The organism is Streptomyces sp. NBC_01171, from assembly GCF_045039805.1.
GTDB lineage: Bacteria > Actinomycetota > Actinomycetes > Streptomycetales > Streptomycetaceae > Streptomyces.
Map to the genome: position 1 here is coordinate 4884016 of NZ_CP108609.1, position 13709 is coordinate 4897724.

Genomic DNA, 13709 nt, shown 5'->3' on the forward strand with positions numbered 1-13709 from the left:
GCGACCGGCCCACCCCGGAAGTGCGACGCCGCGCGGACCAGGCCGCGCGCCGTCACACCCCGCATTCTTGCCGCCGTTACGGATTCGTGTCACCGCCTGTGGACAACTGCCCCCGTGATGCCGGGCTTGCGGCCCTTTCACCCCCCGCCGCGAGGGCGGGAGGAGGGGCCGCCGGGGCGTCAGGCGGACCGGTCGGCGCCGCCGTCGGCCGGGTCGATCTCACGGAGCAGACCGGTGCGCACGTCGAAGACGAAGCCGCGCACGTCGTCGGTGTGCAGCAGGAACGGGGAGGTCCGCACCCGCTGCATCGACTGCCGTACGTCCTGGTCCACGTCCCGGAACGCCTCCACCGCCCACGCCGGGCGCTGGCCGACCTCCATCTCCAGGTCGTGCCGGAACTCCTCGGTGAGGGACTCCAGACCGCACCCGGTGTGATGGATCAGGACCACGCTGCGGGTGCCCAGCGCGCGCTGACTGATGGTCAGCGAGCGGATCACGTCGTCGGTGACCACGCCGCCCGCGTTGCGGATGGTGTGACAGTCGCCCAGCTCCAGGCCGAGCGCGGCGTGCAGGTCGAGGCGGGCGTCCATGCAGGCGACGACGGCGACCTGGAGCACCGGACGCGCGTCCATGCCGGGGTCGGTGAACTCGCTCGCATACGTCTGGTTGGCGACGACCAGGCGGTCCGTCACGCTGCCGCCACCCGTTATGGCGCCGTCGGACCCGGTCGGAACTGCTGCGGAAGTCGTCATGCTCCCGACGTTACTGGTCACCGGTGTCCCCGGCCTGCTGTGGACAGCCACAAAGAACCACATCGTGGCTTGTTGTGAGCTAACCCACACGGAGCGCGAACCTCCGCCGGACGGGTGAATCCCGGCGAATCGCGGGGACCGCCCGGAAGCCGTACGCGACGCGCAGGCCGGTTGATTGACCGCGACACAGGGTGGACTAAAGTGACGCGAAGCGGGAGGCGCGGCTCTTCCCGCTGGTGAAACCCCCGGAGATCCCGGCATCCGCCCGGACCGTCTCCCCGCGTGCGCGGCGCGTACGTGCGGCTCGGCCCCCTCCCGCTCCCGGCCGGCTGACGCTTCCGGCGCCGGCGGGCCTCCCCTTCACGGAGCGGGCGGGGACCCGGCGGTGCGTACCGCCCGCCGGAATGAGAGGCCCCCTTGACCGAGAGTCGACACGTCCCGGTGATGCTCCAGCGGTGCCTGGACCTGCTGGCGCCCGCCCTGGAGCGGCCGGGAGCGGTGGTCGTCGACTGCACCCTCGGCCTCGGCGGCCACAGCGAGGCACTGCTGGCCCGCTTCCCCGAGGCCCGGCTGATCGGCCTCGACCGGGACAAGGAAGCCCTCCGCCTCTCCGGCGAACGCCTCGCCCCCTACGGCGACCGCGCCACCCTCGTGCACGCCGTCTACGACGAACTCCCCGAGGTCCTGGACCGCCTGGGCATCCCGGCCGTCCAGGGCGTCCTGTTCGACCTCGGCGTCTCCTCCATGCAGTTGGACGAGGCCGACCGCGGCTTCGCCTACGCCCAGGACGCCCCGCTCGACATGCGCATGGACCAGACGGCCGGCATCAGCGCCGCCGAGGTCCTCAACACCTACCCGGCCGGCGAACTGGTGCGCATCCTGCGCGCGTACGGCGAGGAGAAGCAGGCCAAGCGGATCGTCTCGGCGGTCGTCCGCGAGCGTGAGAAGGAGCCGTTCACCAACAGCGCCCGCCTGGTCGAGCTGATCCGGGACGCCCTGCCGCAGGCCGCCAAGCGCACCGGCGGCAACCCGGCCAAGCGCACCTTCCAGGCCCTGCGCATCGAGGTCAACGGCGAACTCTCCGTACTGGAACGGGCCGTACCGGCCGCGGTGAAGGCGCTCGCGGTCGGCGGGCGGATCGCCGTGCTGTCGTACCAGTCGCTGGAGGACCGGCTGGTCAAGCAGGTCTTCGCGGCCGGCGCCGCCACCACCGCGCCGCCCGGACTGCCCGTGGTGCCCGAGCGCTACCAGCCGCGCCTGAAGCTCCTCACCCGCGGTGCCGAACTTCCCACCGAGGAGGAGATCGCCGAGAACCGCCGGGCCGCCCCGGCCAGGTTGCGCGGTGTCGAGCGCATCAGGGAGGACGCCGAGTGAACGAACGGGGCCGGCCGGGTTCCCAGGCCCGCCGGGAGGGACAGTGAGCAGCAAGCCCGCACCCAGGGGGAGGGCGGCCCGGCTCGCCCGGCTCATCCCCGCCGGCCGCGCCCGCGCGGCCCGCACCCCCTTCGTCCTCCTCGTCGTGCTGCTCCTGGGCGGCGGACTCCTCGGCCTGCTGGTGCTCAACTCGGCGCTCAGCGAAGGGTCGTTCGAGCTGGACGACATACAGCGCCGGACCAAGAGCCTCACCGACGAGGAACAGGCCCTCCAGCGGGACATCGACGCCTACTCCGCGCCCGACGCCCTCCAGCGCCGCGCCCGCGAACTCGGCATGGTCCCCGGCGGCGACCCCGCCTTCCTCGGCCCCGACGGCAGTGTCAAGGGTGTTCCCAGCGCCGCCCCCCGCTCCGCCGCCCTCACCGGCCCCCGCGCCCCCGAGGCCCTGACCGCCGCCCCGAGCACGGCCCCGGCGACGCCGAGCGGCGCCCCCACCAGCACCCCGGCGACCCCCGCCGCCACGACTCCCGCGCCGGGCGGCACCCTCCGGTCCGCCCCCACCACCCCGACCCCCGGCAGGTGACGGAAGTGTCCGACAGGGAAACGCCGCGCCGCCGTGTGCCCGGACCCGCGAGGCCGCCCCGTCCCCGGGGCGCGGCCCCCCGCCGCCCCGGCCAGGGCGCCCGCCCCGCCCGCCCCGCCCGCCGCCCCTCCGGCGGCCGGCGGCCCCCGGCCAAGCCCGCCCTGCGGCTCGGCAGTCCCCGGCCCCGGCTGCGCCTGGTCGGCCTCGCCCTCGCCCTGGTGCTGACCGCCTTCACCGTGCGCCTCCTCCAGGTGCAGGCCGTGGACGCCGGCACCTACAGCGCCAAGGCCGAGCAGAACCGCTACGTGGCGCACATCCTGACCGCCGAGCGCGGCGGCATCACCGACCGCAACGGCGTCGCCCTCGCCGTCAGCGAGGACGCCTACGACATCACCGCCGACCCGAAGATGTTCGGCAGCGAACAGCTCAAGATCTCCGACGGGCCCGAGCAGGCCGCCGCGCTGCTCGCGCCGATCCTCGGCCAGGACCAGGAAGCGCTCGTCAAGAAGCTCCGCCCGGCCAACAAGCAGTCCCGCTACGCCCGGCTGGCCTCCCGGCAGACCCCGCAGGTCTGGAAGCAGATCAAGGACCTCAAGGCCGCCTTCGTCAAGAAGGGCACCCCCAACGTGCTCGCCGGGGTCTTCGCCGACCCCAGCAGCCAGCGGGTGTACCCCAACAAGGAGCTGGCCGCCGGGATACTGGGCTGGGTCAACAGCGAGGGCCGGGGCGGCGGCGGCATCGAGCAGCAGCTCGACAAGCAGCTCTCCGGCAAGGACGGCAAGATCCGCTACGCCCAGTCCGGCGGCCGCGAGGTGCCCACCGCCGGCTCCACCGAGACGCCCGCCGTGCCCGGCAGCGACGTCGAGCTGACCATCGACCGCGACATCCAGTGGGCCGCGCAGAACGCGATCTCCGAGCAGGTGAAGAAGTCCAAGGCGGACCGCGGCTACGTCGTCGTCCAGGACACCGCCACCGGCCAGATCCTCGCCATGGCCAACTCGCCCGGCTTCGATCCCAACGACCTCTCCAAGGCCGACTCCGCCGCCATGGGCAACGCCGCCGTCCAGGACGCGTACGAGCCCGGCTCCACCGCCAAGGTGATGTCCATGGCGGCCGTGCTGGAGGAGAACGCGGCCACCCCGCTCACCCACGTCGTCGTGCCCAACCGGCTGCACCGGGGCGACCGGCTCTTCCAGGACGACGTCGACCATGCCACCTGGCACCTCACCCTCAACGGGGTGCTCGCCAAGTCCAGCAACATCGGCACCATCCTCGCGGCCGGCCAGCTCGGCAAGACCCAGCGGGCCGCCAACGACACGCTCTACTCGTACCTGCGCCAGTTCGGCATCGGCCGCTACACCGGGCTCGGCTTCCCCGGCGAGACACCGGGCATCCTCGCGCCCGCCGCCAAGTGGTCGACCTCGCAGCAGTACACGATCCCTTTCGGCCAGGGCTTCTCCATCAACGCCATGCAGGCCGCCTCCGTCTACTCCACCATCGCCAACGGCGGAGTCCGCGTGGCGCCCACTCTGGTGCGCGGCACCAAGGGCGCCGACGGCCGCTTCGCCCCCGCGCCCAAGCCCAAGAAGACCCGTGTGGTCAGCGAGAAGACCGCGAAGACCGTCGCCCAGATGCTGGAGTCGGTCGTCGACGACGAGCAGGGCACCGGCATCAAGGCCCGCATCCCCGGCTACCGGGTGGCGGGCAAGACCGGCACCGCCAACCGCGTCGATCCGGCCACCGGGAGGTACCACGGCTACACCTCGTCCTTCGCCGGATTCGCCCCCGCCGACAAGCCCCGCGTCACCGTCTACTGCGCCATCCAGAACGCGACCTCCGGCAGCTACTTCGGCGGCCAGATCTGCGGTCCGGTCTACAAGCAGGTGATGGAGTTCGCGCTGAAGACCATGCAGGTGCCGCCGACCGGAGCCAAGGCCGCCGCCCTGCCCGTCTCCTACCAGCCCTGACCCGCCCCCACCGGAACCAGGCAACGACCACCAGGAACGAGCCCGTGACAACGATCACCCCCGACGACGGGAACCGAGGGACCCACCGCACCGACCGCGAGCCCCGTTTTAGCTCCGGAGCGGGTACTCCCGGTACGCTCACCGCCGTGCCACACGCCGATCAGTCCCAAACCACTCAGAAAGGCGCTTCCGTGACAAATCCGGGACCGCCGCGACCGGTTCAGGTCTCCGCCATCTCCCTCGCGGAACTGGCCGGTCAGCTGGGCACCACCGCGCCCGCCGAGACCGCCGCGTCCGTCGGGGTCACCGGCATCACCCACGACTCGCGGGCCGTCCGCCCCGGTGACGTGTACGCCGCCCTGTCCGGCGCCAGGCTGCACGGCGCCGACTTCGCCACCCAGGCGGCTGGCCTGGGCGCCGTCGCCGTCCTCACCGACCCGGCGGGCCGCGACCGCGCCGCCGCGACCGGCCTGCCGGTCCTGGTCGTCGAGGACCCGCGCGCGGAGATGGGCGAGCTGGCCGCCACCATCTACGGGCACCCCGGCCGGGACATGCTCCAGATCGGCATCACCGGCACCTCCGGCAAGACCACCACCGCCTACCTGGTCGAGGGCGGCCTGCGGGCGGCCGGCCGGGCCACCGGCCTGGTCGGCACGGTCGAGACCCGCATCGGCGACGAGCGCCTCAAGTCCGAGCGCACCACCCCCGAAGCCACCGACCTCCAGGCCCTGTTCGCCGTCATGCGCGAACGCGGCACCGACGCCGTCGCCATGGAGGTCTCCAGCCACGCCCTGGTCCTCGGCCGGGTCGACGGCTGTGTCTTCGACATCGCGGTCTTCAACAACCTCAGCCCGGAGCACATGGAGTTCCACTCCGGCATGGAGGACTACTTCCAGGCCAAGGCGAGCCTGTTCACCCCCGAACGCAGCCGGCTCGGTGTGGTCAACGCCGACGACGAGTACGGCCGCAGGCTCGTCACCGAGGCCGGTGTCCCGGTCGTCACCTTCTCCGCCGAGGGCCACCCGGACGCCGACTGGCGCGCCGAGGACGTCCAGATCGGCCCCATGGACTCGACGTTCACCGCGCTCGGTCCCGAGGGCGAGCGGGTGCACGCCCGTTCGCCGCTGCCCGGTCCGTTCAACGTGGCCAACACCCTCGCCGCGCTGGCCGCCCTCGCCGCCGCCGGGATCGACCCGCAGACCGCCGCCGACGGCATCGCCGCCGTGCCCGGCGTCCCCGGCCGCCTGGAGCGCGTCGACGCCGGACAGCCCTACCTCGCCGTCGTCGACTACGCCCACAAGACCGACGCGGTCGAGTCGGTGCTCAAGGCGCTGCGCAAGGTCACCAAGGGCCGCGTGCACCTCGTGCTCGGCTGCGGCGGCGACCGCGACCGCACCAAGCGCGGCCCGATGGGCGCGGCCGCGGCCCGGTACGCCGACACGGCCGTACTGACCTCCGACAACCCCCGCTCCGAGGACCCTCTCGCGATCCTGGCGACCATGCTCGAAGGCGCCGCCTCCGTCCCCGCGCACGAGCGGGGCGAGGTGCTGCTGTTCGAGGAGCGGGCCGCCGCCATCGCCGCCGCCGTGGGCCGCGCCGCCGCCGGTGACACCGTGCTGGTCGCGGGCAAGGGCCACGAGCAGGGCCAGGACATCGCCGGCGTGATCCGTCCCTTCGACGACCGCCAGGTGCTCCGCGAAGCTATCCAGAACACCCAGGGATGAACTTGTGATCGCCCTCTCCCTCGCCGAGATCGCAGCAGTCGTCGGCGGGCAGACGCACGACATACCGGACACGTCCGTCCAGGTCACCGGCCCGGTCGTCCGGGACTCCCGTGAGGTGGTGCCCGGCACCCTGTTCGTCGCCTTCGTCGGCGAGCGGGTGGACGGCCACGACTTCGCGGCCCAGGTCGTCGAGGCGGGCGCGGTCGCCGTACTGGCGTCGCGTCCCGTCGGCGTGCCCGCGATCGTCGTGGACGACGTCCAGGACGCCCTCGGCGCCCTCGCCCGCCACGTCGTCGAACGGCTCGGCGCGACCCTCGTCGCGCTGACCGGCTCGGCCGGCAAGACCAGCACCAAGGACCTCATCGCCCAGGTGCTCGGCGGCAAGGCGCCGACCGTGTTCACGCCCGGCTCGCTCAACAACGAGATCGGGCTGCCGCTGACCGCTCTGTCCGCCACCGAGGAGACGAAGTTCCTCGTGCTGGAGATGGGCGCCCGCGGCATCGGCCACATCCGCTACCTGGCCGAACTCACCCCGCCGAAGGTCGGGTTGGTCCTCAACGTGGGCAGCGCCCACATCGGCGAGTTCGGCGGCCGCGAGCAGATCGCGCAGGCCAAGGGCGAGTTGGTGGAGAGCCTGCCCTCCGCGGCGGACGGTGGCGCGGCGATCCTCAACGCCGACGACCCGCTGGTGCGCGCGATGGCCTCCCGTACCAAGGCGAAGGTGGTCCTTTTCGGAGAGTCGGCCGAAGCGGACGTACGCGCCGAGAACGTACGACTCACGGACAGCGGACAGCCCGCGTTCAGGCTTCACACACCCTCCGGTGCAAGCGATGTGACCATGCGCCTGTACGGTGAGCACCACGTGTCGAACGCGCTCGCCGCGGCCGCCGTCGCCCATGAGCTGGGCATGTCCGCAAGTGAGATCGCCTCCGCGCTCTCCGGCGCGGGCACCCTCTCCCGCTGGCGCATGGAGGTCACCGAGCGCCCGGACGGCGTGACCATCGTCAATGACGCCTACAACGCCAACCCCGAGTCCATGCGGGCCGCCCTCAGGGCGCTCGCGGCCATGGGCAAGGGGCGCCGCACGTGGGCGGTGCTCGGCAAGATGGCCGAGCTGGGGGACGAGGCTCTCGCCGAGCACGACGCGGTCGGACGGCTCGCCGTCCGGCTCAACGTCAGCAAGCTCGTCGCGGTCGGTGGCATCGAAGCCTCCTGGCTGCAACTGGGCGCATACAACGAGGGTTCGTGGGGTGAGGAGTCGGTGCACGTGTCCGACGCACAGGCGGCGATCGACCTTTTGCGCAAGCAGTTGCGTCCGGGGGACGTCGTGCTGGTGAAGGCGTCCCGGTCGGTGGGGCTCGAGAGCGTCGCGCAGACGCTCGCCGAGGCCGGTACCGAGGGTGAGGTCGCCGCCCGATGATGAACCAGGTCCTGTTCTCGGGCGTCATCGGTCTCTTCCTGACGCTGATCGGCACCCCGCTGCTGATCAAGCTCCTCGCCCGCAAGGGTTACGGCCAGTACATCCGCGACGACGGCCCGCGCGAGCACGCCAGCAAGCGCGGTACGCCGACCATGGGCGGTATCGCCTTCATCCTGGCCACGATCGCCGCGTACTTCCTCAGCAAGGTGATCACCGGCAAGCCGCCGACCTACTCCGGCCTGCTGGTGCTCGGCCTGATGTTCGGCATGGGCCTGGTCGGCTTCCTCGACGACTACATCAAGATCGTCAAGCGCCGCTCGCTCGGTCTGCGGGCCAAGGCGAAGATGGCCGGCCAGCTCATAGTCGGCATCGGGTTCGCCGTCCTCGCCCTCCAGTTCCCCGACAACCGGGGCAACACGCCGGCCTCCACCAAGCTGTCGTTCATCACCGACTTCGGCTGGACCATCGGCCCGGTGCTGTTCGTGGTCTGGGCGCTGTTCATGATCCTCGCCATGTCCAACGGCGTGAACCTCACCGACGGTCTGGACGGCCTGGCCACCGGCGCCTCCGTCCTCGTCTTCGGCGCCTACACGTTCATCGGCGTGTGGCAGTTCCAGGAGTCCTGCGCCAACGCCATGACCCTGACCAACCCGGCCGCCTGCTACGAGGTGCGCGACCCGCTGGACCTCGCGGTGGTCGCCTCCGCCCTGATGGGCGCCTGCCTGGGCTTCCTGTGGTGGAACACCTCCCCGGCGAAGATCTTCATGGGCGACACCGGCTCGCTCGCCCTCGGCGGTGTCCTCACCGGCCTGGCCATCCTCTCCCGCACGGAGCTGCTGGTGGCCATCATGGGCGGCCTGTTCGTCCTCATCACCATGTCGGTCGTCATCCAGGTCGGCTCCTTCCGGCTGACCGGGAAGCGCGTCTTCCGGATGGCACCGCTCCAGCACCACTTCGAACTCAAGGGCTGGTCCGAGGTCCTTGTCGTGGTCCGCTTCTGGATCATCCAGGGCATCTGCGTCATCGTCGGACTGGGCCTCTTCTACGCGGGATGGGCAGCGGACAAGTGACCTCCTCGGTGCCTTCGGGGCCCAGCGAATTCCAGGGCAAGCACGTCACCGTCGCCGGGCTCGGCGTCTCCGGCCTGCCGGCCGCGAAGGCGCTGCACGCGCGCGGGGCGATCGTCACGGCCGTCAACGACGGCGACGACGCCCGCGCCCGCGAGCAGGCGGCGGAACTGGAGGCGCTCGGCATCACCGTCCGCCTCGGCGACGGCGCGACCCTGCCCGAGGGCACCGAGCTGATCGTCACCGCCCCCGGCTGGCAGCCCGACAAGCCGCTGTTCCTCGCCGCCGAGCGGGCGGGCGTCCCGGTCTGGGGCGACGTCGAGCTGGCCTGGCGCCTGCGCGGGCCCGACGCGGCCCCCTGGCTCGCCGTCACCGGCACCAACGGCAAGACCACGACCGTGCAGATGCTCGCCTCCATCCTGAAGGCGGCGGGCCTGCGCACGGCCGCGGTCGGCAACATCGGCGTCTCCCTGCTGGACGCCGTCCTCGGCGACGAGAAGTACGACGTGCTCGCCGTAGAGCTGTCCAGCTACCAGCTCCACTGGGCGCCCTCCCTGCGCGCGTACTCCGGCGTGGTCCTCAACCTCGCCCCGGACCACCTCGACTGGCACGGCTCCATGGACGCCTACGCCGCCGACAAGGGTCGTATCTACGAGGGCAACAAGGTCGCCTGCGTCTACAACGTGGCCGACCCGCGCACCGAGGACCTGGTGCGCGAGGCCGATGTCGAAGAGGGCTGCCGGGCCGTCGGGTTCACGCTCCAGGCGCCCGCCGTCTCCCAACTCGGCGTGGTGGACGGCATCCTGGTCGACCGCGCCTTCGTGGAGAACCGGCAGAAGAACGCGCAGGAGCTGGCCGAGGTCTCCGACGTAGACCCGCCCGCCCCGCACAACATCGCCAACGCCCTTGCCGCGGCGGCCCTCGCGCGCTCCTTCGGGGTTCCCGCGCAGGCGGTGCGCGACGGACTGCGTGCCTTCACGCCCGACGCCCACCGCATCGCCCACGTCGCCGATGTCGACGGCGTGGCCTACGTGGACGACTCCAAGGCCACCAACACCCACGCCGCGGAGGCCTCGTTGGCCGCCTACGAGCCGATCGTGTGGATCGCGGGGGGACTGGCCAAGGGCGCCGAGTTCGACGAGCTGGTGGCCAACTCCGCGAAGCGGCTGCGGGGGGTCGTACTGATCGGCGCCGACCGCGCGCTGGTCCGCGAGGCCCTCGCGCGACACGCCCCGGAAGTACCCGTCGTGGACCTCGACCGGACCGACACTGGGGCGATGCTCCAGGCGGTGACGGAGGCGAAGCGGCTGGCCCGGCCGGGCGACACGGTCCTGCTGGCCCCGGCCTGCGCCTCCATGGACATGTTCACCAACTACAACCAGCGCGGCGACGCGTTCGCGGCCGCGGTCCGCGAACTCGGCGCCTGACCCCGGCCGCCCGTGCCGGGCGGACCTTGGGAGGGACGCGTGGGACGGTCGACGTTCAGCGGAGGCCAGGATGCCCAGTAGCCGTACCGGACGGCCGCCCGTACAGCGGGCGGCCCGTCCCGCACCCCCGAGGATCGTGGGCGAGAACCCGCTGCGCCGGCTGCGCGACCGGGCCCGCAAGGCGTGGGACCGGCCGCTGACCGCCTACTACCTGATCCTGGGCGGCAGCATGCTGATCACCGTCCTGGGCCTGGTGATGGTCTACTCGGCCTCCCAGATCACCGCGCTGCAGCTCTCGCTGCCCGGCTCGTTCTTCTTCCGCAAGCAGTTCCTCGCCGCGCTCATCGGCGGCGCGCTGCTGTTCGCCGCCTCCCGGATGCCGGTCAAGCTGCACCGGGCGCTGGCCTACCCGATCCTGGCCGCCGCCGTGTTCTCCATGGCCCTGGTACAGGTGCCGGGGATAGGGATGTCGGTCAACGGCAACCGGAACTGGATCTCGCTCGGCGGTTCCTTCCAGATCCAGCCCAGCGAGTTCGGCAAGCTCGCCCTGGTGCTGTGGGGCGCCGACCTGATCGCCCGCAAGCAGGAGAAGCGGCTGCTGACCCAGTGGAAGCACATGCTGGTCCCGCTGGTCCCGGTCGCCTTCCTGCTGCTCGGACTGATCATGCTCGGCGGTGACATGGGCACCGCGATCATCCTCACCGCGATCCTCTTCGGCCTGCTCTGGCTGGCCGGCGCCCCGACCCGGCTCTTCGCCGGGGTGCTGTCGGTGGCGGGGCTGATCGGTGTGATCCTCATCAAGACCAGCCCCAACCGGATGGCCCGGCTCGCCTGCATCGGTGCCACCGAGCCCAAGGCGGGCGCCGCCGACTGCTGGCAGGCCGTGCACGGCATCTACGCCCTGGCCTCGGGGGGGATCTTCGGTTCCGGGCTGGGCGCCAGCGTGGAGAAATGGGGACAACTCCCCGAAGCCCACACGGACTTCATCTTCGCCGTCACAGGTGAGGAACTGGGTCTGGCGGGCACGTTGTCGGTACTGGCCCTGTTCGCGGCTCTAGGCTATGCGGGTATCCGCGTGGCCGGACGCACGGAGGACCCCTTCGTGAGGTACGCCGCGGGAGGCGTGACGACGTGGCTCATCGCCCAGGCGGTGATCAACATCGGTGCGGTGCTCGGCCTGCTGCCGATCGCCGGCGTCCCGCTCCCGCTGTTCTCCTACGGAGGGTCCGCCCTGCTGCCGACCATGTTCGCCGTCGGGCTGCTGATCGCGTTCGCGCGTGACGAGCCCGGTGCGCGGGCGGCACTTGCGATGCGGCAACCCCGCTTTGGTAGAAAGCGGGCGGGAGGCTCCCGTGCCGAGCGGGTGCCACGGAGATGGAACACGATGCGACGGCGTGCCTCGGCGGCGCGTCCGTCCGGAGAGCGGTGAATTTCGGTGCATGTCGTACTCGCCGGCGGGGGTACCGCGGGCCACATCGAGCCCGCGCTCGCCCTCGCGGACGCCCTGCGCAGGCAGGACCCCACCGTGGGGATCACGGCCCTGGGCACGGAGCGCGGTCTTGAGACCCGGCTCGTCCCGGAGCGCGGCTACGAGCTGGCGCTGATCCCTGCGGTCCCGCTGCCGCGCAAGCCCACGCCCGAGCTGATCACCGTGCCGGGCCGGCTGCGCGGCACGATCAAGGCCGCCGAGCAGATCCTGGAGCGCACCAAGGCGGACGTGGTGGTCGGCTTCGGCGGTTACGTCGCGCTGCCCGCCTACCTGGCCGCCAAGCGCCTGGGCGTGCCGATCGTGATCCACGAGGCCAACGCCCGCCCCGGCCTGGCCAACAAGATCGGCTCCCGCTACGCGGCCCGGGTCGCGGTCTCCACGCCCGACAGCAAGCTGCGTGACGCCCGCTACATCGGCATCCCGCTGCGCCGCTCCATCGCCACCCTGGACCGCGCCGCCGCGCGCCCCGAGGCCCGCGCCCGCTTCGGCCTGGACCCCAATCTGCCCACGCTGCTCGTCTCCGGCGGCTCCCAGGGCGCCCGGCACCTCAACGAGGTCGTCCAGCGGGTCGCGCCCTGGCTCCAGCAGGCCGGCATCCAGATCCTGCACGCGGTCGGCCCGAAGAACGAACTGCCGCAGGTGCAGCAGATGCCGGGGATGCCCCCGTACATCCCGGTAAGTTATCTGGACCGGATGGACCTCGCGTACGCCGCGGCCGACATGATGCTCTGCCGCGCGGGCGCGATGACCGTCGCCGAACTGACCGCCGTCGGACTCCCGGCCGCCTACGTCCCGCTGCCCATCGGCAACGGCGAACAGCGGCTGAATGCCCAGCCGGTGGTCAAGGCGGGCGGCGGACTCCTCGTGGACGACGCCGAACTGACGCCGGAGTGGGTGCAGCAGAACGTGCTCCCCGTCCTCGCCGACCCGCACCGTCTCTACGAGATGTCCCGCGCCGCCGGTGAGTTCGGCCGCCGGGACGCCGACGACCTGCTCGTCGGGATGGTGTACGAGGCCATCGCCTCCAGCCGTTAGGCATCGCACGACGAAGGGACAGCGAGCGTGGCCGGTTCGACCACCGCCGAGCGCGGTGAACGCCAGCAGGAGTCGGCCGGCCCGCCGCTCGTCCGCCGGTTGAGGCACCCCCGCCTCCGTATGATCATCGTTTTGGCCGTCGCGCTGGTCCTGTCGGGCGCCGGCACCCTCTGGCTGCTCTACGGCTCCGAGTGGCTGCGCGTACGGCATGTCTCGGTCTCCGGCACCCGGGTGCTCACTCCCGCCGAGGTCCGCGACGCCGCCGCCGTGCCGGTCGGCGCCCCGCTGGCCTCCATCGGCACGGACGCCGTTCAGGCCCGGCTGCGGGGGAAGTTGCGCCGCATCGACACCGTCGAGGTGTCCCGGTCCTGGCCGCACGGCATCACCCTGAAGGTCACCGAGCGCACCCCGGTGCTGCTGGCCCGCGAGAAGGGCAAGTTCACCGAGATCGATCACGAGGGCGTACGTTTCGCAGTCGTGGGGAAGGCGCCGAAGGGTGTACCGATGCTCGAACTCGCCGCTTCCCGCAAGGGATCGGGTGCCGCCAGCCTGCGCCGCTTCGGCACCGGACGTCTCGTGCGCGAGGCGGTCCGGGTGGCAGGCAGTCTCCCGCCCGCCGTCGCCCGGGACACCGCAACGGTCCGGGTCGGCTCGTTCGACGCCATCACCCTGGAGTTGGGCCACGGACGCACCGTGGAGTGGGGGAGCGGGGAGCAGGGCCGCGCCAAGGCACGGGCCCTCACAGCTCTCATGAAAGCAGCTCCGGACGCCCGGCACTTCGATGTGAGCGTGCCCACCGCCCCCGCGTCAGCGGGGAGTTGACGCACATCAGCGCAGGCCAGCACCCTGGTTGGGCACTGCTACGGCTGAT

At 72.0% G+C, this 13709-nt stretch carries 11 protein-coding genes; 10 read left to right on the plus strand and 1 reads right to left on the minus strand.

All coding sequences use genetic code 11. From position 1 onward, the window contains the following. Positions 1–179: 179 nt before the first annotated feature. Positions 180–752 carry a beta-class carbonic anhydrase gene (locus tag OG448_RS22505; protein WP_405556347.1) on the minus strand — a complete coding sequence of 191 codons (573 nt, stop codon included), beginning with the start codon at positions 750–752 and terminating at the stop codon, positions 180–182. 417 nt (positions 753–1169) lie between these two features. Here OG448_RS22505 and rsmH point away from each other — a divergent pair, with 417 nt between their 5' ends. The 10 genes from rsmH to OG448_RS22555 all read left to right on the plus strand — a co-directional run bounded on the left by rsmH (position 1170) and on the right by OG448_RS22555 (position 13660). After that, positions 1170–2126, plus strand: a complete 957-nt coding sequence (rsmH, locus tag OG448_RS22510; protein ID WP_391291427.1) for a 16S rRNA (cytosine(1402)-N(4))-methyltransferase RsmH — start codon at positions 1170–1172, stop codon at positions 2124–2126. A 43-nt stretch (positions 2127–2169) separates the two neighbouring features. Further along, entirely contained in the window at positions 2170–2709 is a 540-nt protein-coding gene (locus OG448_RS22515; RefSeq protein WP_405556349.1) for a septum formation initiator family protein, read from the plus strand. A gap of 5 nt (positions 2710–2714) precedes the next feature. Next, a complete protein-coding gene (locus OG448_RS22520; protein WP_405556351.1) occupies positions 2715–4676 on the plus strand; it encodes a peptidoglycan D,D-transpeptidase FtsI family protein in 1962 nt (653 codons plus the stop codon). A 44-nt stretch (positions 4677–4720) separates the two neighbouring features. Continuing rightward, on the plus strand, positions 4721–6400 hold the full coding sequence (locus OG448_RS22525; RefSeq protein WP_405556353.1) for a UDP-N-acetylmuramoyl-L-alanyl-D-glutamate--2,6-diaminopimelate ligase: 1680 nt from the start codon (positions 4721–4723) through the stop codon (positions 6398–6400). A gap of 4 nt (positions 6401–6404) precedes the next feature. Next, on the plus strand, positions 6405–7820 hold the full coding sequence (gene murF / locus OG448_RS22530; RefSeq protein ID WP_391291423.1) for a UDP-N-acetylmuramoyl-tripeptide--D-alanyl-D-alanine ligase: 1416 nt from the start codon (positions 6405–6407) through the stop codon (positions 7818–7820). Beyond that, entirely contained in the window at positions 7817–8890 is a 1074-nt protein-coding gene (gene mraY, locus OG448_RS22535) for a phospho-N-acetylmuramoyl-pentapeptide-transferase (protein ID WP_030810142.1), read from the plus strand. The genes murF and mraY overlap by 4 nt, the downstream gene beginning before the upstream one ends. Then, on the plus strand, positions 8872–10314 hold the full coding sequence (gene murD / locus OG448_RS22540) for a UDP-N-acetylmuramoyl-L-alanine--D-glutamate ligase (RefSeq protein WP_405556356.1): 1443 nt from the start codon (positions 8872–8874) through the stop codon (positions 10312–10314). Before mraY ends, murD begins: the two co-directional genes overlap by 19 nt. Positions 10315–10384: 70 nt before the next feature. Next, positions 10385–11743, plus strand: a complete 1359-nt coding sequence (gene ftsW / locus OG448_RS22545; protein ID WP_405556358.1) for a putative lipid II flippase FtsW — start codon at positions 10385–10387, stop codon at positions 11741–11743. 6 nt (positions 11744–11749) lie between these two features. Then, positions 11750–12838 (plus strand): undecaprenyldiphospho-muramoylpentapeptide beta-N-acetylglucosaminyltransferase, encoded by a 1089-nt coding sequence (gene murG, locus OG448_RS22550; RefSeq protein ID WP_030810134.1) that lies wholly within the window; start codon positions 11750–11752, stop codon positions 12836–12838. Between the two features lie 27 nt (positions 12839–12865). Further along, positions 12866–13660, plus strand: a complete 795-nt coding sequence (locus tag OG448_RS22555) for a cell division protein FtsQ/DivIB (protein ID WP_405556360.1) — start codon at positions 12866–12868, stop codon at positions 13658–13660. Positions 13661–13709 lie beyond the last annotated feature (49 nt).

What these genes read in the sequence shown, in the direction of transcription:
- ftsW (WP_405556358.1), top strand. Translation starts at nt 10,385, where the DNA reads ATGCCCAGTAGCCGTACCGGACGGCCGCCCGTACAGCGGGCGGCCCGT.
- murD (WP_405556356.1), top strand. Translation starts at nt 8,872, where the DNA reads ATGGGCAGCGGACAAGTGACCTCCTCGGTGCCTTCGGGGCCCAGCGAA.
- OG448_RS22505 (WP_405556347.1), bottom strand. Translation starts at nt 752, where the DNA reads ATGACGACTTCCGCAGCAGTTCCGACCGGGTCCGACGGCGCCATAACG.
- mraY (WP_030810142.1), top strand. Translation starts at nt 7,817, where the DNA reads ATGATGAACCAGGTCCTGTTCTCGGGCGTCATCGGTCTCTTCCTGACG.